This window comes from Chryseobacterium mulctrae (genome assembly GCF_006175945.1).
GTDB lineage: Bacteria > Bacteroidota > Bacteroidia > Flavobacteriales > Weeksellaceae > Chryseobacterium > Chryseobacterium mulctrae.
In genome coordinates, this window is sequence record NZ_VAJL01000001.1 from 1,022,846 (window position 1) to 1,045,788 (window position 22,943).

A 22,943-nucleotide genomic window follows, 5' to 3' on the forward strand; every position below is an offset into this window, starting at 1 on the left:
GTAATATTTTTTATGAAAATTGTTTTAAAGAAAGCTCGTTTTTAAAGCCGAACATTCCTCTTTCTTTTATCATTTCTGCAACACCTTCAGGAACCTGGTTTTCCCAACCGCCGATATTACAAGCAATTTTTCTTAGAATTTCTCTTGAATATATTTCTAAAAATTCAGGATTGTAGTTCGTAATATCTACAATACGGTTGTTGTGTTTGAAATATTTGTACAATTCTTTTAGATTCTCTTCTACTTTTAGGTTTGAAGAATCTAATAATTCGTGAGTTTCAGGATCTTTGTACGGATACAGATAAACTCTCATTCCGTTTCTGAAAAATTTACCAAAAGCTTCCAAAATACCTCCTGAAAGATCTTTATAATATTTCTCGTCAAATACCATCAACATATTATTTACCCCCATCGTTACGCCAATATCACCATTGGTATAATGTGAGAAATAATCGATCAGTCTGTAATATTCTGAGAAGTTTGAAATAATAACGGTATATCCCAATTTACCCAAAACATCTACACGATCAAGAAAATCTCTTTCATCAATATCTCCGTCTGCACGAAGGTTTGAAATGGTAATTTCAATAAGAATTTCTGTTTCTTCCTGTGTACAGATTGCGTCTTTCAGGAACATATCCATTCCGTTTCGAAGCATATCTATATTTACTTTTGTCACCGGTCTGAAACTTCCTCTTACCGCAAAAATGTTTTTCTTGTACAAAATATCTGCAGGAAGCATATTATTTCCTTCAGAATTGAAGATTACAGCATCGGTCATATTATTTTTTACCAGCTGCAAAGACATCAGTCTATTGTCAACATACGCAAAAGCCGGACCGCTGAAATCGATCATATCAATCTCTAGGTTATCTGTAGAAACCTCATCATAAAGAGACTCTATCAACCTTCTTGGATTGTCGTAATAATTATATGCTCCGTAAATAAGATTTACACCAAGATTACCCAGTGTTTCCTGCTGCAAAGTAGCATCATTTTCTTTGAATTTTACGTGAATTACAATCTCGTTGTAATCTTCATTTTCTTTCACCTGAAAACGAATTCCGACCCAACCGTGACCTTTTACGGTTTTATCAAAATTGATAGTCGTTACTGTATTGGCATAAGAAAAATATTTTCTTCCGGGATTAGTATCTCTGGAAATTCTTTCTTCAATTAGCGAAACTTCATAGCGAAGCATTTTTCTAAGTCTGTTTTGAGTAACATACCTGTTTTTTACTTCTTTTCCGTAGATGGCATCACTAAAATCTTTGTCGTAAGCCGACATTGCCTTAGCAATTGTACCGGAAGCCCCCCCTGCTCTAAAAAAGTGTCGTACAGTTTCCTGCCCTGCTCCAATTTCTGCGAAAGTACCATAAATAGTAGGATCTAGATTAATTGTTAATGCTTTTTGTTTAGGAGTTAATTTCTGATACATTAGGACATTAAATTTTTCGTAAATTTACCAAAATTAAAACAACCTCAAAAGAAAATGAAGTTGAAATTTTTAGGAACCGGAACTTCCCAAGGTGTCCCCGTTATAGGCTGCACTTGTGAGGTATGTACTTCTCAAAATCCAAAAGACACCCGTTTCCGGGCTTCAGCGATGATTACCACCGATGAAAACAGGAAAATATTGATCGATTGCGGACCCGATTTTCGGCAGCAAATGCTTATCAATAAAGAAAATCACATCGACATTACGCTTCTTACCCATGAGCATAATGATCACGTGATTGGTTTGGATGATATGCGTCCCCTTATTTTTAAAAGTGGCAAAAACATGCCCATTTATTGTCTCTCAAGAGTTGGACAGGAAGTTAAAAACCGATTTCCTTATGCTTTTGCAGACATTCGTTATCCCGGAGCGCCTGCCTTTGATTTGCACGAAATCACTCACGAAAAGTTTACTGTTGTAGATACAGAAATTACTCCTATCGAAGTAATACATTACAAGATTTCTATTTTAGGATATAAGTTTAAAAAGCTCGCCTATATTACTGATGCCAATTTTATTTCTGATTCAGAAAAGGAAAAACTACAAGATTTAGATGTACTTATTTTAAACTGTATCCGAAAATTTGATCCTCATCCCGCTCATTTTGTATTGGCGGATGTTATTAATTTACATAATGAGCTAAAACCTAAAAAATTATTTCTAACTCACATCAGTCATCATTTTGGATTGCATGATATTGAAGATAAGCTACTTCCTGATGGAATACATCTTGCCTACGATGGTTTGGAAATAAATTTTTAAAATTTTTCTTCAAAAAGCTTTTGAACATTGAAAAAACTTCCTATATTTGCACACCAATTTGAAACAAACAATAACGTTTGAAGTAAACATCAAGCCCAGGTGGCGGAATTGGTAGACGCGCTGGTCTCAAACACCAGTTCTTAGGAGTACCGGTTCGATCCCGGTCCTGGGTACAAGACCGGAAAGAGGTGATAATTCACTATTTTTCCGGTTTTTTTTAGCTCGTAAATCATTGTTAATCTGATAGATATAGGACAACAAAACGTTAGGTCGCATAGTTCGATAATGATTTTCAAAAAATTCCAATTTTTCAGGGAATATCGAACTAATTATTTGACGTTTCAATGTGATATCCCCACTACTAAAGACTTTAGCAAGATCTACAACGTTCGATAATGCATGGTCAAGTAGTTTCGGAAAATCTATTTTGTTTTTATCTTTTACTTTGGTCAGGTTGCTTTCTAACTTTTCAATTTTGTCCTTGCAATCAGTCTTAATTTCCAAGTATTCCTCATTATCAATGACATCTTCCAACAGTTTGTTTCTTGCCAACTTTAACCTGTTATTCAGTCCATCAATTTCAAGTAATACCTTTTTTCTTTGATGTTGAGGATTATCGATAAACTTCTCAAAATTGTGTTTCAAGACCTTTCTCAAGTATTTTTTGATGGACTCCCTCATTTCTAAAGCTTCCAGTACTTCCAAGAATTTATTATTGATAATTTCTGCTTTATAACGATATCCGCATGGTGACTGACAATGGTAGTAATAATATTTCTTAGAGTGTCCTGTAGATGCACTACCGGTTATTAAATGACCACATTCCGGACAGATTAGAAATCCTCTCAGGGGAAGATTATCGTCAGATAATATTTTTACATTGGGTCTTGCAAGATTTGCATTGCCATCCATTATATTTTGGACTTTTTCGAATAATTCCTCACTGATCAAAGGTTCATGAATACTTGGAACAAAATGAGCCTCCTCGTCATTGTATTGTTCTACATAAATTTTTCCGCAATATGCAGTATTCCTTAAGCCGGCAAGAAAAGCACTGACTTTTACAGTTTTCCCTTCCCGTTTGTTCATCATATCCATGATCTGGCTGGCTGAGTAAACGCCTTTCGCCATTTCATTAAATGCCCATTTCATATTGGAAGCTTCTGGTTCTTTTTGAGTGACATACTTCTTCCCGTTCTCCGTGATCTTATTGACATATCCATAAGGCGCCCTTCCCATCAACCTTCCTTCTTTTCTTGCACGACGCATTCCATAGTAGGTATTCAGGGCACGTCTGTCGTTTTCAACTTCCGGTGCAGCAAGATAGATTGCCAGCATCATCTTATTTTCGGGAATGGAAAGATCCAGGGGTTGTTCAATGGCTTGCGGTTCCACATTAAGCTTTTTGAGGATATTGATCATTTGATAGGCATCGCCGGCGTTTCTGCTAAAACGATCCCATTTTGTAAACAACAATAAATTGGTTCTTGAACTCTTTCTCTTAAGTGTATCTAGCAGTTTGATCCATTCAGGCCTGTTAAAGGTCTTGGCTGAATAATCTTCATAAATGACTTGTCCCACTACGATACTATTATTTTCACAGTAGCGTCTCAGTCTTTCTTCCTGATCTCTTTGTGAATACCCTTTATCTGCCTGCTCATCAGTTGAAACACGAATATATAAATCTGCTTTTTTCATTTTTACAATCTTAAAATATTATTCATCTAAAAACTGCCTTATAGTTACTGTTAATAGCATTTTTAGAAATTCTACAATTTGTTCCGCTTCAGGAACTGTTAATTCAACTCCCTCCTCTTCTTTAAATATTTTGATAACCTCTTCAATGCTAATATTTTTAATCTCAGGTGTCCTTTCCATAACCGATATCTTTTAAATAAAAATATTCGGCACAATTAATCATCATTAGTTATGACACTCATGTGTTTCAGTTGGCATAGAAGTGCTGATTCATTATTAATCTATTAAAGGTAAATTCTTATTTATGATCTTCATCCCCTTGCGTGAAGATAACCTGTGTATATGTTTCATCAGTGAAATCTACGTACACAGATCTGCTGTAAAATATTACATTAATTGATTGATTTTCCGTATAAAAATTTTAAATAGCAACACAGAGAAAATTGTTGCGGTAGAAATTCGTCATTCTAATATGTAGCTAATATATAAATAATCAATCAGATGTAAAAATCAGTTTAGGTAGTGTCTGAAAATTCCATAATTTTTTCTAACTTCACTTTGGCTCCAAAAGATAAAGTAGAAATGAAATTAGATAATTTTATGATTTATCTCTAATCATTGAGTGATTACTAAGTTCTGCAGACAGTATGATTTTGTGACATATTTATAAATATCGGCAAGAATAAAAACTTTATGAATGAAATTCTGCTATTTTTGCCGATATGGGAGATTCAACTCTTTTAATAAAACAATTTAGTTCATCCTATCCTTTACAAAAGCTGACACAGTCAATCGATGTACACCCAAGATTCGACCTATAGCGGAATATGATGGAAAAGACGGTCAAATTGACCACCTAATTTCGGAGTAAATTGACCACTGATTTCGGAGCAAAGTGACCACCACTTTCCGGTCCAAAATGACCACCTGTTATCTGGGTTATATTTGAGATAAAAACGACTTGATTTTTTCATGATGTTAGCGTCATACATTCGTTAAAAAAAGCGGATTATGGCAAATAAAATAACAGACATGAGTAAAATTAGAAAAGTCATAAAATTCTACAGCACTGGAAAGAGCAAGTTATTTATAAGCAGCTATTTATCCCTTTCCAGAAATACCGTTAAAAAATACATCTCATTGTATGAGATTCTGGGCTTAAACCTTGATGCGATCAATGCCAAGACAGATGCCGAGCTGGAACTTTTGTTTTCCAATACCACCGCGGAGTCCATTAGCCCCAAACTACAGTCCCTGTACGATTTTTTCCCAAAGATGGAACGTGAGCTCAAAAAGGTAGGAATCACTATCCATCATATGTGGGAGCAATATCTTGCACTGCATCCTGATGGTTTTCAGAGTTCACAGTTCCGGCATCATTACAAGATATGGGGCAAGCGTGTGAACCCGGTGATGCATATGAATCACAAATCCGGTGATAAGATGTATGTCGATTATGCAGGGAAAACACTCTCCATTATTGATAAGGAAAGCGGGGAGCTTAAAGAAGTTCAGTTTTTTGTAGCTATTCTGGGAGCAAGCCAGTACACGTATGCTGAAGCCTCTATGAGCCAGCAGAAGGAAGATTTTGTACGTTCTGTAGAAAATGCCATCCGCTTTTTTGAAGGCACACCGGCAGCGATCGTTCCTGATAATTTAAAATCCGCAGTGATCAAAAGCAGCCGTTTTGAACCCACCATCAATGAGACCCTGGCCGATCTGGCCGAACATTATGAAACGACCATCTTGCCTGCCAGGGCTTACAAACCGAGGGATAAATCCTTGGTAGAGGGAGCGGTAAAGATCCTGTACAGAAGGATCTACGCCAACCTTCAACAGGGATCCTGCGGCCTGGATGAACTAAATAGTGAGATCTGGGATCTGTTGGACTCTCATAACAAACGCAAGCTCACAGGACGCCCTTACTCCCGCTACGAGCTGTTCCTGGAGGACGAGAAGCAGCAGCTGCGCCCACTGCCTGAGCGTCGTTTTGAGATCAGGTACCAATCCTTTGCAACAGTGATGCAGAACGGGCACGTACAGTTGAGCCGGGATAAGAACTACTACAGTGTTCCGTACCAGTATATCAAGAAAAAGATCAAGATCCTATACACATCTTCCACTGTGGAGATCTACTATAAATACAACAGGATCGCGATGCACAGACGCAATTACAAGCCTTATGTCTACACGACCATTACAGAACATTTAGCCAGCACCCACCAGTTCGTGGCCGGATGGAGTGCTGCCCGCTTTATCGATTGGGCAAACAGTATTGATACTGCAGTGGGAGAATATATCCTCCAAATTATCGACAGTCGGAATCATCCCGAGCAAGCTTACAAAAGCTGCCTGGGAATCCTGAAGTTCGAAAAGAAAGTAGGAAGAGAGCGATTGATAAATGCTTGTAAACGGGCATTGGATTTTAAGATCTACAGCTTTAAGACCGTACAGAAGATATTGGAGAACAATCTGGATCAGATGATCGATCCGGAAAAAGAAGAAAAGGAGCAGGAACTGCCTGATCACGGCAACATCAGAGGAAAACAATATTATCATTAAATATCAACAGTTATGAACGAACCGACAGTGAGCAAAATGAAGCAAATGAAGCTTTACGGCATGCACAATGCCTTTAAGACCGCTATTGAAAGCGGAAGGACAGACCATTATACCCTCGACCAGTTTATATCGATGCTCATCGATGCCGAATGGGATGAGAGGCACAACAGGCGCATAGAGCGAAGCATCAAAAATGCAAAGTTCCATTACAGGTCCAGTATTGAAAGTATCAACTTCGATGACACCCGCAATCTCGACCGTAATCTGGTAATGCGTCTTGCAGGATGTGAGTTCGTAGAAAAAAATGAAAACATCCTGATCACAGGAAGTACAGGCGTGGGTAAAAGTTACCTGGGAACCGCATTGGGCTATCAGGCCTGTATCGAAGGCTTCAAGGTCAATTATTTTAATACTTCCAAGCTGTTTGCCAAACTAAAAATGGCAAAAGCAGACGGGTCATACCTGCGCGAACTTGCAAAAATACAAAGACAGGATGTGATCATCCTTGATGATTTTGGTCTTCAGGCTTTGGACAGTGCCAACAGGATAACCCTTCTGGAGATCATAGAAGACCGTCACAACAACGGATCCATCATTGTAACATCGCAGATCCCGGTGCAGGGCTGGTATGACATTATTGGTGAAAAGACCATTGCCGATGCTATTCTGGACAGACTTATACATCAGTCTCACCGCCTGGAACTCCAGGGGGAATCTATGAGAAAAAAGAGAGGAGTTAACAGGGAGTAATTATTTATTATATTTGAATACTAATTGACACATGAAAAACAAGAGTTTTTATCAAATTTAAGGGTGGTCAATTTAAACCGAAATTACCTGGTCACTTTGAATTGAAATTGGGTGGTCAATATCACTGGAATTTACACCCAAGACCAACCACGTGATACTTTTGACGAAGTGACTTACTTATGAAATAAGCATCTCTCCAACTCGTTGTTAATATAGCAATATCGGATAATTCAGCTTTACCATCACTTATAAGCTTGGCTATGGTATTAGCTATGTAATCATTATTATTGTCATTTTTGGTTTCACAAATTACTATATCAAAATTAAAGTCTTTGTACTTTGAATCATTCTGTAATTCAATATGATCTTTAAAAAGAATTGAGTATCCTTTAACTATATTTGTAGTAGAACGATATGTTGTATCTAAATTTTCTATTTCTGCTTGAAAATCATATGATGCTCTACTGAATGCATTATCAATAGCTCCAGCAAAGGCATATATTTTTTGTTTTTCATCTCCAACCATAAAAAATGTACAATCTTCAGATTCATTTCGAATAGCCTTTAAAATTTCGTATTGAAATATATTTGTATCCTGAAACTCATCAATCGATATTTCGTAAAATTTATTTGCTATAGATTGTGCAACAAAATCATTTTCAGAAACAATCTTATGTGATTTGAATAAAATTTCATTGAAATCTATTGCCTTTTTATCTCTTAAGAAATTGAAATATAATTCAGAAATATATATCCACGATTCAATGTTATCAGTATTTGAACAATCTAAATCACCATTTAAAAGTCTTTTTATTTTACTTAGTTCATCAAGTGGATTATCTCCTAACTCAATATCGGAGTTTATTTCTATAAATTCTTTCAGCTCATCATATGAAATTATTCTTGGCTTATGCCATTTGTAAATCCAAGAAAAGGGTCTTAATATAAATTCAAGGCAAAATCTATGAATTGTACCAATAAATATATCTTTATCATCGGTATTTAATCTACTAGCAATTTCATCTGCGGCAGCATTTGTATAAGTTATAAGAGCTAAAGACTTATGTTTAGGAATAGACTCAAGTTTTTTTTGTGCTCTAGCAATTAGAGTTTTTGTTTTACCTGTTCCTGGAGAGGCGCTTACTATTGTATTTCCAGAGATTTCAAATGCTGCTTTCTTCTGCCTACTATTTAGCATTTATAGAAATTTTTTTACAATTTGCAATGTGTGTAATAGCATTTTTAATATAGCCTGGCACAATGAATTCCCCATAAATTAGCGCCCCTCCCTCAATTAAAATACTTAGTTCTTGAGCAAACCTTCCCTTTTTTATAGTATTGTCAATTCTTTTAATTAACTCAGACTCCCAAAGTTCAGGATTTTCCCTTGTTTTTTCAATTAAATTATCATAAGATTTTGAATGTCCTAAGTTTTTAAAGCATTCTTTTAAATATTCTGTATTGATATCAGATGAAGGAAATAAATCAATTTCTAATGTTTTTTTTAACCATACGGATGATCTTCTACCATCATCGCAAGTCTTTTGATATTCGGATCCAGTGAAGGCCCTTTCGGTACCGCCCAGCTTTTCAGGACGCCATCCATTTCCAGACGAAAATCATAATGCAAATGTGAAGCATCGTGTTTCTGAACGACAAATCTCAATTCTTTTCCTGACGGAACACCGCCGAAGGGTTCAGGTGTTTTGTCTTCTGATCTTTTTTTATGATATTTTGATAAGCTCATATTAATTTCTTTAACAAAAAAAATCTCCCTGACAATGCCAGAAAGATCAGATCATTAAAAAGCTTTCTGCTGTTTGCTGTTTGCTTTTTAAATTATTATTTATGCTTATCTTTTAAATAAGCTTCAAGTGTCTTGCGGTCATTAGACCCCGTTGCCCGGATTGCTCCGGTTACTGCCTGTGAGCTTACGCCCAGTTTATCTTTGAAATATTGAATTTCATAATTTTCAGAACCACTGACCTGGCTGCGGTCACGCTGGTCTTTTTTTGATTTATTGTCTGCCATAATGTGATTTTGATGAAAAGAAACAAATAAAATGCCAGTGTAATGACATCAATAGCCACAAAGCGAAGATTACATGTTGATTGTAGAATAAAAGTTTCAAAAGAAGAACCAATATTCATTTACAGAGCCTTATCCACAGGAATACGAAATTGGCTGCCTAGAAATAAGTTTTTGTACAAAAGTCACATCACATAATTCCATATTCTCAGTGATTTTCAAATAATTAATAAAAATAAGAATCCTTCAGTCAACCCAAATAACCTAACAACTTATTGCAATTTTCTTTTTATCAATAAATTTCTGTTTCAATTCCATCATATCCTCACTGACTTTTTCATCAAGTATTTTGGCATAATGCTGTGTTGTCTTAATACTCTTATGACCTAGCATTTTACTCACACTTTCAATTGAAACCCCGTTAGATAAAGTGATCGTTGTTGCAAAAGTATGGCGTGCAATATGATAGGTCAATTCTTTGTTAATTCCGCACAGGTCAGCAATCTCTTTAAGATATGCATTCATTTTTTGATTACTAAGAATAGGCAGCAACTTTCCAGTATTAAGACATACAGGGTGATTTCTATACTTTTCAATAATTTTCTCTGTTTGAGAAAGCAAGGGAATATTAGAAGTAGTTTTAGTTTTCTGACGTTTGGTATAGATCCATTGAGAACCATCAAGTCCTAAATTGATATTTTGGTATGTTAACCCGTAGTGCATTATAAAAAAGGTTACTCATAATACGAAAATTTCGTATATTGTATTGACTATCAATCTAATACGTTATGAATAACCTAGATGCAATTTACGATTTTATTTTAAAGGAATTAAGAAAATTAACCATCAAAGAAAATTTTTATTTCAAACCAATTAAACCAAAATTATCTGATTTAGAGCTCATTGCAATAAATATTTCTGCGGAATATTTATCGATAGATTCAGAATATCAGTTGTTTAGATACCTCTCTAATTCAAAACTAAAGGGAATGATTGAGAGAAGTGTGTTTAATCGCAGAAAAAGAAAGCTTTTCTTACACTTGGAAAATATTAGAAAACTTATGGTTGCTAAATTTAATGAGATGGAAACCACTTTTATTGTAGATTCGATGCCTTTAGAAATCTGTAAAAACGCAAGAGCGAACCGCTCTAAAATTTGTAAGGAAAATGAATTTTCGTTTCCCAGCAAAGGTTATTGCGCTTCTCAATCGAGTTATTATTATGGTTACAAATTACATGCTGTTTGTTCTGTTTCCGGAGTTTTCCAAAGTTTTGATATTTCTACAGCAAGCATTCATGATATTCATTTTTTGCAAGATATCAAGCATCAAATGAACAATTGTACGTTGATTGGAGACAGGGGTTATTTATCCACCCAAGTGCAAACAGATTTGTTCAATTATGCGAATATAAAGCTGGATACACCCATGAGAAACAACCAAAAAAATTATCAAAAACAAAAATATATTTTCAGAAAATCCAGAAAAAGAATTGAGACTTTATTCTCTCAACTTTGCGACCAATTTAAAATCAGAAACAATTACGCAAAATCTTTTAACGGTTTTAAAAAAAGGGTATTGAGCAAAATAACAGCATTAACTTTCATTCAGTTTGTAAATGTTTTTGTTTTCAGTAGAAAAATGAATAGACTTAAAATTGAATTAATTTAATAATGCACTACGAGTTAGTATATTAAAAATAACTTTGCAATGTTCCCCTATTTTTATCTTTAGTATTCATAAATTTGCAGTTATCTATAACAATTAACTATGATCAAAAGTTACCCCACAAAGCCGATCGACAAGATCACACAGCCCGTTCAGCGATTTATCCAGCAGGAAAAGTCCGGAGGATTACTTTTAGGGATCAGTGTGATCATTGCTTTGATTTTGGCCAATTCACCATTATCCGATGGCTACCATCATTTTCTGGAGCAGACCTTTGGATTTCAATGGAATGGGGAAAGTTTTTTCGATTTTACCGTCCATCACTGGATCAATGACGGATTGATGTCTGTTTTCTTTTTCGTGGTGGGGCTTGAGCTTAAACGGGAGATCATCGGTGGTGAGCTTTCCAATCCGCGGAAAGCCATGCTTCCCATTGTTGCGGCAGTTGGGGGAATGGTCATGCCGGCATTGATATTCCTACTGCTCAATCCTTCCGGAGAAATGCATAAGGGATGGGGCATCCCTATGGCCACAGATATTGCTTTTGCTTTGGGCGTGCTTTTTCTATTGGGAAAAAAGATCCCACTCTCCTTGAAGGTATTTTTAACTGCCTTGGCAATCGTAGATGATCTGGGAGCAGTCCTGGTAATCGCATTTTTTTATACATCGAACATTGAAATGACCTACTTGCTGATAGGACTTGGCATTCTTGCAGTGATGTACCTGGGGAATAAGCTTGGCGTCAGATCGATCTTTTTTTTCGCATTCCTTGGTATCTGCGGTGTATGGACATGCTTTGTAATTTCAGGCGTTCACGCCACGATCGCTGCTGTTCTGGCGGCTTTTACCATTCCGGCAGATGTGAAGATCAAGGAAAATCTGTTCATTGCCAAGATCAGCAGCTATCTGGAAAGGTTTAAAAATTTAGACCCTACTGAAAATACACCTACATTGACCAACGACCAGCTGCATGTCCTGGAAAAGATCAATGAGGCGACAAATGCCGCCACTCCTCCCCTTCAGATATTGGAACACGCAATGCATCCCGTTGTAACTTTCGTTATCATCCCGATCTTTGCAATAGCCAATGCCGGGGTATCGTTTAATATTGACCTTAACAGTTTATTTGACACCAATATCGCATTGGGTGTAGCATTGGGCTTGTTGGTCGGAAAGGTCTTAGGTGTTGTCGGCTTCACTGCTGTTTTTATTAAACTAAAAATTGCCCAATTACCTGAGGGAATGAATATCCGTAATCTGCTCGGACTTGGTTTTCTGGCATCCATTGGATTTACAATGTCCCTGTTTGTGACCTCCCTTGCCTTTAGCCACGAAGAATACCAGACACAGGCAAAGATCGGCATATTTGCAGCCTCATTGATCGGAGGAATCATAGGCTATATCATTCTTAACAAAGATTCTAAACCAACTCAAACCGATGAATAATATCTTTAATTTTATTAATCTTCACAATGGTGAGGAGAAAAAGGATAAAGTACTGGAAAATGTGACGTCCAACATCTCGTTCAGAGGTTCCAATCTCTGGATATTAGCTTGTGCTATCATCATTGCATCCGTTGGGCTTAACGTCAATTCTACTGCGGTCATTATTGGGGCCATGCTTATTTCTCCATTGATGGGTCCTATTGTAGGAGCAGGATTTGCGCTTGGAACCTATAACTTTCCTCTGCTCAAGAAATCTTTTAAGAACCTTCTTATCGCAACGGTAGTGAGTTTATTGGTTTCAGGATTCTACTTTTACATAAGTCCCTTCAAGGATGTACAGTCAGAACTTTTGGCAAGGACTGCACCTAACATCTACGATGTTCTCATCGCATTTTTTGGTGGTCTGGTCGGGGTCATTGCGATAACCAGGGTAGAAAAGGGAAATCCTATTCCGGGCGTAGCGATCGCCACTGCATTGATGCCTCCTTTGTGCACCGCCGGATTTGGTCTGGCAACTTTTAATTTCTCCTATTTTCTGGGTGCCTTTTACCTTTATACGATCAACTGCTTTTTCATATGCATTGCGACTTTTCTTGTTGTGAAATATCTGCATTATCCCTCCTCTATTGTTGACAGCAAATATGAAAAAAGGATCAGGTACAGCATATCTTTCTTAATATTGGTAATGATCGTTCCCAGTTCATATCTGGCCTACAATCTGTACAATGAAAAGAAATTCACGAAGACCGCAGAAATTTTTCTTCAGAAAGAATTTGAAAAAAATGGATACACATTGATCTACAAAAAGATAAACTACAACGCCAATCCCAAGACCATCGACGTTGCATTCCTAAATAAAAAATTCACTGCCGAAGAGATCAAGTCTTACAACAAGATGCTTTCTGATAACGGGCTTGCAAACACAAAGATAAACCTCAGGCAAAACAATTCCGATCTGAAATCAGAGATACTGAGTGAGATCAACAAAAACAACACTACCTTATCGGAGAAGGACATAGCATTATCCAGCCTGCGGTCAGAACTGGATAATTATAAAGTGTCAGACTCCACATTAGGCAAAGAGATACAGATCCTATATCCGGATATGTCCGGCGTTTCTTACGGAAAGATAGCCCAATATCCCGAAACGGACAGTGCAAGGCTCCAATTTGTGATGATCTACTCTGGAAAAAAAGTGAATGAATTACAGCTTAAAAGCTGGCTTGAAAAAAGACTGAATGAGAAAAATGTCAAACTTTTAAACAATTCTGAAAACTAGATTGAAATATACTTCAAAAATGCCATTCCAATTTTGGAATGGCATTTTCCACAGATATATTTTAAGATAACATATCTGGAGTCTGAGCGAAAAAGTAAGGTCGCAGGATGTCTTCAAAATTGTACATTCCCTTCAGTTTGTTTTTAAGGTTCTCAGCGACAAACAATGCACCGCTTCCGAAAGCCTCTCGTGATATTGACTCGTGGACAAGACGAATGGTCTGGTAAGGAAATCCAAATATGACCTCGTGTTTTCCAACGATACCGCCAGCCCTGACAGAGTTGATGCTTTCTGTCTCTATATCCAAAGTTTCCGCAATTTTCACTACTGTTCCCGAAACACCGGATTTTGCCTTAAAATGTTCTTAAACCACTTCTATATTAACACCGGCGCTATATTTTTTAAGAGCAATGCCGCAAACAAAAAGTAGTTGACGCCCAGCGTAATATAAGGCGACCAAAAAACCACAGTGTCCCTTACAAGTTCTTCAGAACTCTGATGTCATTTTCTCTGTAATGCGAAATGGCTGAGATGATCTTGATCTTTTTACGGGCTGCGACCTTGCCATAAAGATGAATGCTTTCTTCGTTGGAAAAATCAATAATAAAGTCTACTGGATGATCCTCAAGTAATGTTTCAATGTCCGTGCTGCTTTGAGAATAGATCAATGCGTCATCCGGTGAAGATATTCCAAGAATATCTTTTGCAGAAAGCTTATTAAGCATATCAGTTTTCTTCAGAACCCATTCAAGTGAAAATCCTTGTGCTGAAGAATGACATTTGCTACCGCTTTACCTGCCTTCCCAAATCCTAATAATCCTATCTTCATAATTACAATTTTTTATATTTTTTAATTGATGATTTCGAATAATTGATCGTAGTAAGATACAAAAAAAATGAAAGATCGTTTTCTACCATACTTTTAGGATACAGATCTTATTGATTTTACTGAGATAGAGATGCCTATCCCATAAGCTTTTGGTATATTTGCAATAACCCTAAAAATTGCGCATTCTAATCAAGATCCTAGCGCTAATAAAAGCGATCCAAATAAGTGAATATCAACAATAAAAAAAGATATATAAGTTTTCTCAGGTTCAAGAGAGACTTCCAAAAATATGGACTTGAAAAGGCCCGCAGCTATGAATTGATCCTCCATTGGCTCAACAACAGGCTCAGCCGCAGCCAGTTTTTACTTCTCTCCGGAATCCTAGTGGGCTGTACAGCAGGTCTGGCTGGTGTTCTGCTGAAAACAATAGTACACAATATCCATTTCTTTATCACGAACAAGGTTCATTTTGAATATCAGATCCTGTTCTATATCATTTTTCCTTTTTTGGGAATCGTATTGACAACCAGCATCGTGTTGACGATATTCAAAGGACAGGACAGAAAAGGGATAGGCGCCATATTGTATGAGATCGCTCAGAATTCGAGTATCGTCTCTTCCGTGAAGACCTATTCCCAAATTGTCCAAAGTGCAATAACCGTAGGTCTCGGAGGATCTGCCGGTTTAGAAAGCCCTATCGCTGTGACTGGTGCGGCCATTGGTTCCAATTACGCGCAGACATACCGCCTGAATTACAAGGAACGAACACTACTTTTGGCAGCCGGAGCCACATCTGGTGTTGCCTCTGCTTTCAACGCTCCTATCGCAGGGGTCATGTTTGCCTTTGAAATCCTACTGACAGGCGTGGTCTTTACGGATTTTATCCCGCTGGTAGTTGCTGCGGTATGTGGTAGCCTCTTATCCAGAATTCTGCTTCAGGAAGATATACTTTTTAGGTTCCATACCAGAGAAGCATTTGATTACAGGAATCTACCCTACTATCTTATATTAGGTATTGTCACAGGACTGTATGCAAGATATTTTTTAATGGTTTCCCAAAAGGTAGAGCATTTTATCAAAGGTCTGAAAATGTCCAGATTGCGGAAGGCAATGCTGGGCGGTGCCATCCTATCGTTACTCTGCGTGCTTTTTCCGCCACTGTTCGGAGAAGGTTACGATACCGTGAAAGCTTTTACCAATGGTAATACCAACTCGATCATCGAAAACAGTCTCTTTAGATATTTTGACATCAAAGAATGGACGATCATTGTATTTCTAATTTGTGTATGCCTGTTAAAGGCTTTTGCAACATCTTTCACCATTTTCAGCGGCGGAAACGGAGGTAATTTTGCACCATCACTTTTTGCAGGAGGAACCGTCGGATTTTTATTTGCCGTAATCTGCCAGCAGATCGGCTTTAAGGACGTTCCTGTATCAAACTTAGTTCTGGTAGGAATGGCCGGTGCGATGAGCGGTGTTCTTTACGCCCCGCTAACTGCCATATTTCTAATTGCTGAGTCCAGTTTTGGATACGACCTTTTTATACCTTTGATGATCGTTTCAGTGATCTCTTACCTCATTGCAAAATGGTTTTCACCGATATCCCCAGAACTAAAATCTTTGGCCGACCAGGGTAAGATTTTCACGAATCAGCATGACGAGAATCTTCTTTTCTCACTCCATACAGAAGATTTCATTGATAGATACTCCCAAACCATTAATGAAAATGCTTCAATAGAAGAATTGTCTGATCTAGTTAAGAACGGGAACAAGAATTTTTTCGCAGTTATCGATGATCATAAAAAGTTAAGAGGTATTCTAACGTTAGATGATATCAGACCTTATTTTTTCAATGATGAAAATGATTTGACCCTTACGATAACAAAAATAATGAGAGCCCCGGCAGCATTCATCCATCCCGACGATAAGCCGAGAGAGATACTCCAGATCTTTGACAACACTGGTACGTGGAGCTTGCCTGTCGTCGATCAGCAGAATATCTTCCTTGGGTTTATTTCGAAATCATCGATTTTAATGAGTTACAGGCAGTTGCTGAAAGGATATTCCAATTAAACATTACTATCAAAAGGATCTAAAATTATGTACCTATTAATAGACAAGTGGAGTAGGAATGAATTTTGTTATGATTGAGAAAAAAAATGGAAGGAAAGCAATTATTTAATTACGAAGACAGCGAAAATAAAGATAATTCAGCTGAAGACAAACAAAAACCTGATGTCAATATTTTTCTAAAAGTCATTCAAATTATATTGAGCATCATCTTAGGCGCAATGCATGTCTAAAGAATTAAATATTTCATATTGGTTTATTGGAGGGCTTATCATTTGGGGAATTATCGCATTTTTGAGAAGGAATGGAATACTCATACCTCTAATCAATGATCATTTGACTGATCTATACAGTGTCCCTATGTTCAGTTATACGATAATGAAAATCATGAAGCTCACCTATTATCCGGATTGGAGACCGGATCTGAAGTTTTTGCTGGGAGCTGCACTTAATCTGACCATTGTATTTGAAATTATATGTCCGTTACTATCAGCAAGATATACAGCTGATTTTATAGATATTATCTGCTACTTTTCAGGTGCGCTAATATATCATTTAGTATTACAGAGAATTTATTATGTAGATTCAAAATCATTATAATTGAATTCAAGGCCATCAATACGCTAAGGATACGTTACTGCGGTCAGGAACAATATATTTTCTTAAAATGTGAGGTTTTTTTCTGTAGACCCCTGTATTACTGATCCTATGCTTCTCTTTTAAGATATTCCATGACACGCGTCGCCGTAAGGCCATGAATCAAAATTGAAAAGAGAATCGTTAAAGAAACAGCAGCCCACAATTCATCCTGATGTTCAAAATTATATTTGCTGAAAGCAAATGCAAGATAGAATATCGAACCCATCCCACGGATGCCAAAAAATCCGATCGCCAGCCTTTCTTTGTTTTTCATTTTTGAGGAACTCAATGCCAGCCATCCAAAGACAGGTCTTACTATTAGCAGGAAAGTTACCGAAAACACAACCATTTTCAAAGTTATGGGTTCTAGAATACCCATTGCTAATGCTCCTCCGAAAATAATCAGTAGCAGGCAGACTAGCAGCCTTTCTATCTGATCGGTGAAAGAATGAAGTGTATCGTGATACTGGTGATCTTTCTCAAAATGCCTTAGTGTGATTGCACAGATAAAAACTGCAATAAATCCATAACCATGAACAATTTCTGTTATACCATACACTAGTAAAGTAGCAGCAACTGCCACCAGACCATCTCTGGTTCGTAGGATCTCATATTTTTTGGACACTCTGAATAACAAAATGCCAAAACCTTTGCCTGATAGAAATCCGATCACAATACCGGCAACTATTCGGTAGATAACATCAAGAGCAAACCACTCTAAAAAGCTGCTTTCTTTGCCTGTGAACATAAGACCAATAGTAATGGCAAGCCAGGTAAATGGGAAAGCGACTCCGTCATTGAGTCCAGCCTCTGACGTGAGCGCAAATTTGGTCTCTGATTTCATTCCCTCATTTGGAGGTCCCACCTGTACATCCGATGCGAGGACAGGATCCGTCGGAGCAAGAACAGCACCAAGAAGTACTGCTGAAGCAAGACCGAAACCTAAAAAATAATAGCCCATTACCGCTGCTGCACCAATACACAATAACATGGTAAAACTTACAAGTTTCAACGGGGATGACCAGGTTTTAAAAGAAAATTTCCGGTCGATCTTGATCCCAGTACCCATAAGCGAAATAATAACAATCAACTCGGTTAAATGAAGCGTCAGATTTTCATTTTTTTGAGGCATTGGGTTTGGCAGAAGATCGGGAGCCAGTAGATAAAGTGCAAACCCTGTTGCTACATAAAAAATAGAGTACGAGATGCCAGTTTTTTTTGAAATTTTGGGCATCCATGTCACACTGAAAATGGCAGCGCCGAGTATTACTAAAATAATCAGATATTGATCCATAGAGAACGTAAATTTATTATTGCTAAAAGTATTTTTTGAATTGCTGTAATATTCAGTACGTTTAGGCGAAGCTGTAATACTCAAGCGGCTTGAGGTGAAATATCAAATATCCCGCCACGGCTTCTTATGGTGAAATACACCCAACAGATGCCGAACTTTTCTAGCTCGATTTACGAAAATTGACAAATATTTTTTATTGTTGTACAATATGTTTCCATGTTGTTTTACAACTGTCTTTCCATGAAGCCTCGAAATCGTCACTATATAATAATCTTGATGGAATTAAACTATAATTTATTCTTTTCGTCTGTCTCCGGCTTTTAATAAACAAAAATGGAGTACCTGCTGGTTTATAGATTGAATCGTCCATTTTAATATTATTAATATTTTGGCCTATGAATACTAGTGTATCCTTAGTTTTTGATTTAATTTTGATATGAGTTAAGAGATCATTAGACCTAACAGAAACTTTTTTTAAAACGATTCCGTCGAAGCCAGCCTTTATATCTTGTATAATAAATTTATCATTATTTACTCCACTATCTATGTAGAAAATAAAAATTATAACTACAAAAAAAATTGCTAGAATAGAAAAAATTGTAGTTCTCATCTTAAAATATTTATTGCCATGCGCTAATAGTTGAACAGAATAATTTCGTATCTAAGTCTGTTCAAAATCCTATACCAGTAGAAGGAGTCACCCAGGTTAGAGGACTTTTCTGTCCTTTCCATAATTCTCTTACTCCACTTTGATCACACGAAGAGTCGCTGCCTCAAAAAATTCCAACACCGATAGATACTCCAGAAGATTTTCCTGCTTAGTCTTTTGCATTGAGTGCACCAAAGTCTGATTATCAAAATACTCTTAATAGAACTTACTAATGCCAATTTTGTCCACCATTATATCTTTTGACTCATTGGAAGATTTAATAAATAGAAAATGCTATACAGTTAGAAAATCTCATCATCATTAATTAAAATTATCTATCCGGAATTAAGATATTTGTCTTTTTTAAGTGTACCGAAATCCATTTGCTTGAAACTTGGACTAAATTATTAAGTCTATAGAGAATTATTATCACTGCTTATAAACATTTCGTTTGACTCTTCAGCTACTATCTTAAGGAACCGGTCATAGTGTTTTAGCACATCGCTGATTAACTCATTTTTGGTAAAGTACTGGACATCGTATCCTTCCCGTGAATCCCCAAAATAGGTTTTAGGGAAATACGTAACATTGCTATCCAGGTCTGGTAGGTTGTCATCATCCACCATGTATTCGGAAACGATTCTTTTCTGCCCCATCACGCCATAGATAAAATTATTGACCACATCGTGATGGATCTCTAAATGGATCTTTAAATCGTCCGGTAAGTAATTGATCTCAACGGCAATTCCATTTAATAAAAATTCTTCCTTTAATTCTGTGAAAGCAGGCAAGACCTGATCGTCCATAAACGTTTTCACGGATTCTTTCGTTTTGAAAGAAACAATTTTTTTTAGCCGTTCTTTCCAGAATTCGCCTGACCAAGGTACTGTAGAAACCGAAAGTCCTTTTTCATAGTATCGGTAATCTATCACTAGTGCTTTCATCAATGAGACAACAAATAAAATCATAATGACTGCAAACGGCAGCGCAGTGATAAGTGTCATCGTCTGCAATGCTTGAAGCCCGCCTGCATTAAGTAGCATAAGGGCTAATGTTGCCAGAAGTATTCCCCAGAATACCATTTGGATTTTAGGTGATTTACTTGAATTTTTTGAGGATATACTATCCATTACCAGCATTCCTGAATCTGCTGAAGTAACGAAAAAGATTATTATTATTGCCAGAACAATAAAACTTAAAACTTTGGAAAGTGGAAGATATTCTAAAAACCTGAACATCAAAGCATCAGGATCAGAAACCAAGGCACTTAGTGCGCCATTCGCCACGTTGAAGTCAAACCAAATAGCACTGTTCCCAAAAACCGACATCCAGATAAAATTGAATAATGTGGGAATAATCAAAACAGCGGCAATGAATTCACGGATACTCCTTCCTTTTGAAATTTTAGCAATAAATAAACCTACAAAAGGTGACCAGGAAATCCACCATGCCCAATAGAGAATGGTCCAGTTATAAAACCAAGAGAGTGTTTTTTCCTCATAAACGTGGGTGTTGAAAGTCAGGTCAAAAAAGTTATTGATATAATTGCCCAGACCATAGGTGAAACTTCCAATCAGATAAACGGTCGGTCCTAAAAACAGGACAAATAAAAGGAGGATAATAACGATAACAACGTTGATATTACTTAAGATCTTAACTCCCTTATTAACTCCTGATGTCGCGGAAAAAACTGCGATTGATACTAAGACTAGAACAATTAATATCTGATAGGTGAATCCCGTCTCGGGCAAGATTTTCATCGTTTCTAATCCTGAATTAATTTGAACAACCCCAAATCCCAGCGTTGTTGTAATACCGAAAAAGGTACTGCATAAAGCAAATATATCAATCACATCGCCCCATTTACCTTTAATTCTGTCCTTTAACAATGGATACAGGCAACTGCGGAGTGACAAAGGAAGTCTGTAACGATAGGTAAAATATGCTAAACAGAGACCTACGAGACCATAAATTGCCCAGGCATGGATACCCCAGTGGAAGAAGGTGTAAAGTTGTGCATTTTTTGCCCTGCTGATAATATGGCTTTCAGAAAAAGCATCTGTAGAATAATGCTGCATTGGTTCTGCGACGCTGAAATACATCAGTCCTATTCCCATGCCGGCAGCAAAAAGCATGGAAATCCAGGAAAAAAAAGAATGTTCAGGTTTACTGTCGTTAGTGCCTAATCTGATTTTTCCGTACTTGCTAAACATCAGAAACACGAGAAATATCACAAATATGGTCACACACCATACGTACACCCAGTTGAGATTTACAAAAATAAAATTCTTAATCACATCTAAAACAGCCTTGATCTCAACAGGAAACAATACTGAGAAAATACATATCCCCACTATAAATATTAAACTGGGTATGGTGACCCCTTTATCGAATGTAAATCTGATTTTTGATGTGGGTTTGGATGAATTCATACAAAAAGAAATTGTTAGAGTACTTTCAAATATACAGCTTTTAAAATAGTAAAACCGTAAGAACATTCTGTAAGACTCGTAAGTATTGCAACATTTCTCTGTACTATTCTTCTATTCGTTCACACTCTTCTTAAAGATTTTCAACAGTCAAAGTGTAGCATATTATTTTTTCAGCAATAGAAAATACTAGGACAATAATATAACTTATCTTTAGCCTACAACAGAAAAAAATGATATACAGAGTTTATAAATTTGTTCCTGATAATTTTGAAATTCTTTCTAAATCTTCCACCAAATATTTCGATAACTCTTCGGTTATGGGTACAAAAAACCTCTGAAATATTTTTCAGAGGTTTTTGCTTTTTAGTAATAACAAAAAAAAGAAAATATTTTTATTATTAGTTTTAAATTTTTAGAACACAATTAAAAATAAATCTGAGTATTCGGCATTTGTTTCCTCAAATTTTCAACTTGAGCTGTATTCAGAGGATTTCCCGTAAGAATAAGTGTTTTTAAGTTTTTTAAATCAGTGATTTCTTTCGGTAATGATTTTAACTGATTATTCGCCAAATTAAGACTGATGATATTTTTTAAATGTTTTATTTTAGGCGAAATCTCAGATATTTTATTCTCTCCTACATTCAAAAACTCAAGATTTTTTAAAGTCAGAATGTTTTTTGAGACTGTAAGCAACATATTTTTTTGCAGCTCAAGATATTTGAGCTTATTGGGAAACCCGGTTTCGTTAAGATCGTTAATCTGATTCGACGAAAGATTCAGAAACTTAAGGCTTTTTATTTTATCAACATCAGAAACCATACTAATCTGGTTGCTGTGTAAATTGATCTCTTCAAGTCCGGTAATTTCCGTCAGAGCCTTTGGAAAAACGCTGAGGTTATTGGCATCGAGATGTACCACTTTAAGATTTTGAAGTTTGGCAAACTCAGGATTAAGCTCTGTCAACTGATTAAGATTCATAGAAAATGTCGTCAGTTTTTTAAGCTTACTGATTTCATCCGGAATATATTTAATGCTGTTTTCGTTAATATTAAGAATCTGAAGTTGTGAAAGTGAAAAAAGTGCATCGTCCAGCTTTTCAAAATTATTTCCCATCATATTCAGAAAAAAAACAGAATCTATTTTCCTGATATCGGGCGGCAGATTAAATAAACCTTTATCTCTGAAACTTAAGCTGTAAACAGTTTTATCAGATTTCAAAGCAGCCTCCATATCTGTGTAAGTAGGATATTTTACAGGATCGATCTGTGCATTTATATTAGCGATACACAAAAACGACAAAAGGCAAATATATTTTTTCATAAACAAAAAAAAGGTCGCCG

The 22,943-nt window shown here is 36.6% G+C and carries 20 protein-coding genes, 1 tRNA gene and 3 pseudogenes; 10 read left to right on the plus strand and 14 right to left on the minus strand.

Features of this window, described 5'->3' with window-relative positions; all coding sequences use genetic code 11:
• Nucleotides 1-10 precede the first annotated feature (10 nt).
• Nucleotides 11-1,438: a TonB-dependent receptor gene (locus FDY99_RS04450; RefSeq protein ID WP_139419502.1), complete on the minus strand. Its 1,428-nt coding sequence runs from the start codon at nucleotides 1,436-1,438 to the stop codon at nucleotides 11-13.
• A gap of 54 nt (nucleotides 1,439-1,492) precedes the next feature.
• Here FDY99_RS04450 and FDY99_RS04455 point away from each other — a divergent pair, with 54 nt between their 5' ends.
• On the plus strand, nucleotides 1,493-2,260 hold the full coding sequence (locus tag FDY99_RS04455) for an MBL fold metallo-hydrolase (RefSeq protein WP_139419504.1): 768 nt from the start codon (nucleotides 1,493-1,495) through the stop codon (nucleotides 2,258-2,260).
• A 93-nt stretch (nucleotides 2,261-2,353) separates the two neighbouring features.
• Nucleotides 2,354-2,433: transfer RNA gene (locus tag FDY99_RS04460), tRNA-Leu, on the plus strand.
• On the opposite strand, the gene FDY99_RS04465 is transcribed toward FDY99_RS04460, so the two are convergent.
• The 3 genes and pseudogenes from FDY99_RS04465 to FDY99_RS23625 form a co-directional block, all read right to left on the minus strand.
• Nucleotides 2,387-3,958 (minus strand): recombinase family protein, encoded by a 1,572-nt coding sequence (locus FDY99_RS04465; RefSeq protein ID WP_139423762.1) that lies wholly within the window; start codon nucleotides 3,956-3,958, stop codon nucleotides 2,387-2,389. The genes FDY99_RS04460 and FDY99_RS04465 overlap by 47 nt on opposite strands.
• A gap of 18 nt (nucleotides 3,959-3,976) precedes the next feature.
• Nucleotides 3,977-4,138: a DUF2624 family protein gene (locus FDY99_RS04470; RefSeq protein WP_139419506.1), complete on the minus strand. Its 162-nt coding sequence runs from the start codon at nucleotides 4,136-4,138 to the stop codon at nucleotides 3,977-3,979.
• Nucleotides 4,139-4,711: 573 nt separating this feature from the next.
• A pseudogene (locus FDY99_RS23625) lies at nucleotides 4,712-4,789 on the minus strand (invertase); the annotation flags it as partial.
• Nucleotides 4,790-4,969: 180 nt separating this feature from the next.
• Here FDY99_RS23625 and istA point away from each other — a divergent pair.
• Both istA and istB read left to right on the plus strand, forming a co-directional pair.
• The gene (gene istA / locus FDY99_RS04480; protein WP_139419508.1) at nucleotides 4,970-6,520 is read left to right on the plus strand and encodes an IS21 family transposase; all 1,551 of its coding nucleotides are present in this window, start codon (nucleotides 4,970-4,972) and stop codon (nucleotides 6,518-6,520) included.
• Nucleotides 6,521-6,532: 12 nt separating this feature from the next.
• The gene (gene istB, locus FDY99_RS04485) at nucleotides 6,533-7,270 is read left to right on the plus strand and encodes an IS21-like element helper ATPase IstB (protein ID WP_139418563.1); all 738 of its coding nucleotides are present in this window, start codon (nucleotides 6,533-6,535) and stop codon (nucleotides 7,268-7,270) included.
• A gap of 121 nt (nucleotides 7,271-7,391) precedes the next feature.
• Here istB and FDY99_RS04490 read toward each other — a convergent pair whose 3' ends face one another.
• The 4 genes and pseudogenes from FDY99_RS04490 to FDY99_RS04505 form a co-directional block, all read right to left on the minus strand.
• Nucleotides 7,392-8,468, minus strand: coding sequence for a UvrD-helicase domain-containing protein (locus FDY99_RS04490; protein ID WP_139419510.1), 1,077 nt, complete (start codon nucleotides 8,466-8,468; stop codon nucleotides 7,392-7,394).
• 306 nt (nucleotides 8,469-8,774) lie between these two features.
• Nucleotides 8,775-9,017 (minus strand): DNA polymerase ligase N-terminal domain-containing protein, encoded by a 243-nt coding sequence (locus FDY99_RS04495; RefSeq protein ID WP_034981618.1) that lies wholly within the window; start codon nucleotides 9,015-9,017, stop codon nucleotides 8,775-8,777.
• Between the two features lie 95 nt (nucleotides 9,018-9,112).
• Complete coding sequence (locus FDY99_RS04500) at nucleotides 9,113-9,301, minus strand: DUF3606 domain-containing protein (protein ID WP_028123103.1); 189 nt, start codon at nucleotides 9,299-9,301, stop codon at nucleotides 9,113-9,115.
• Nucleotides 9,302-9,562: 261 nt separating this feature from the next.
• Nucleotides 9,563-10,009, minus strand: a pseudogene (locus tag FDY99_RS04505) (site-specific integrase); the annotation flags it as partial.
• Between the two features lie 77 nt (nucleotides 10,010-10,086).
• Here FDY99_RS04505 and FDY99_RS04510 point away from each other — a divergent pair.
• The 3 genes from FDY99_RS04510 to FDY99_RS04520 all read left to right on the plus strand — a co-directional run bounded on the left by FDY99_RS04510 (nucleotide 10,087) and on the right by FDY99_RS04520 (nucleotide 13,690).
• A complete protein-coding gene (locus FDY99_RS04510) occupies nucleotides 10,087-10,968 on the plus strand; it encodes an IS982 family transposase (RefSeq protein ID WP_073334154.1) in 882 nt (293 codons plus the stop codon).
• A gap of 99 nt (nucleotides 10,969-11,067) precedes the next feature.
• Nucleotides 11,068-12,411, plus strand: coding sequence for a Na+/H+ antiporter NhaA (gene nhaA, locus FDY99_RS04515; protein ID WP_073334156.1), 1,344 nt, complete (start codon nucleotides 11,068-11,070; stop codon nucleotides 12,409-12,411).
• On the plus strand, nucleotides 12,404-13,690 hold the full coding sequence (locus FDY99_RS04520; protein ID WP_073334158.1) for a DUF389 domain-containing protein: 1,287 nt from the start codon (nucleotides 12,404-12,406) through the stop codon (nucleotides 13,688-13,690). The genes nhaA and FDY99_RS04520 overlap by 8 nt, the downstream gene beginning before the upstream one ends.
• A 61-nt stretch (nucleotides 13,691-13,751) precedes the next feature.
• On the opposite strand, the pseudogene FDY99_RS23630 reads toward FDY99_RS04520, so the two are convergent.
• A pseudogene (locus FDY99_RS23630) lies at nucleotides 13,752-14,018 on the minus strand (dihydrodipicolinate reductase C-terminal domain-containing protein); the annotation flags it as partial.
• 148 nt (nucleotides 14,019-14,166) lie between these two features.
• On the minus strand, nucleotides 14,167-14,415 hold the full coding sequence (locus tag FDY99_RS23635; protein ID WP_317041433.1) for a hypothetical protein: 249 nt from the start codon (nucleotides 14,413-14,415) through the stop codon (nucleotides 14,167-14,169).
• 329 nt (nucleotides 14,416-14,744) lie between these two features.
• Between FDY99_RS23635 and FDY99_RS04530 the strand changes: the two genes are divergently transcribed.
• The 3 genes from FDY99_RS04530 (at nucleotide 14,745) to FDY99_RS04535 (ending at nucleotide 17,189) form a co-directional block, all read left to right on the plus strand.
• Nucleotides 14,745-16,592 (plus strand): chloride channel protein, encoded by a 1,848-nt coding sequence (locus FDY99_RS04530; protein WP_139419512.1) that lies wholly within the window; start codon nucleotides 14,745-14,747, stop codon nucleotides 16,590-16,592.
• 86 nt (nucleotides 16,593-16,678) lie between these two features.
• Nucleotides 16,679-16,822, plus strand: coding sequence for a hypothetical protein (locus tag FDY99_RS22920; RefSeq protein WP_155845857.1), 144 nt, complete (start codon nucleotides 16,679-16,681; stop codon nucleotides 16,820-16,822).
• A 154-nt stretch (nucleotides 16,823-16,976) separates the two neighbouring features.
• Nucleotides 16,977-17,189, plus strand: a complete 213-nt coding sequence (locus tag FDY99_RS04535) for a hypothetical protein (protein WP_139419513.1) — start codon at nucleotides 16,977-16,979, stop codon at nucleotides 17,187-17,189.
• Between the two features lie 106 nt (nucleotides 17,190-17,295).
• On the opposite strand, the gene FDY99_RS04540 is transcribed toward FDY99_RS04535, so the two are convergent.
• The 4 genes from FDY99_RS04540 to FDY99_RS04550 all read right to left on the minus strand — a co-directional run bounded on the left by FDY99_RS04540 (nucleotide 17,296) and on the right by FDY99_RS04550 (nucleotide 22,923).
• Complete coding sequence (locus FDY99_RS04540; RefSeq protein WP_073334159.1) at nucleotides 17,296-18,522, minus strand: cation:proton antiporter; 1,227 nt, start codon at nucleotides 18,520-18,522, stop codon at nucleotides 17,296-17,298.
• A gap of 193 nt (nucleotides 18,523-18,715) precedes the next feature.
• Entirely contained in the window at nucleotides 18,716-18,892 is a 177-nt protein-coding gene (locus FDY99_RS22925; RefSeq protein WP_162304141.1) for a hypothetical protein, read from the minus strand.
• A gap of 692 nt (nucleotides 18,893-19,584) precedes the next feature.
• The gene (locus FDY99_RS04545; RefSeq protein ID WP_034980100.1) at nucleotides 19,585-21,603 is read right to left on the minus strand and encodes a BCCT family transporter; all 2,019 of its coding nucleotides are present in this window, start codon (nucleotides 21,601-21,603) and stop codon (nucleotides 19,585-19,587) included.
• A 423-nt stretch (nucleotides 21,604-22,026) separates the two neighbouring features.
• Nucleotides 22,027-22,923, minus strand: a complete 897-nt coding sequence (locus FDY99_RS04550; protein WP_139419515.1) for a leucine-rich repeat domain-containing protein — start codon at nucleotides 22,921-22,923, stop codon at nucleotides 22,027-22,029.
• Nucleotides 22,924-22,943 lie beyond the last annotated feature (20 nt).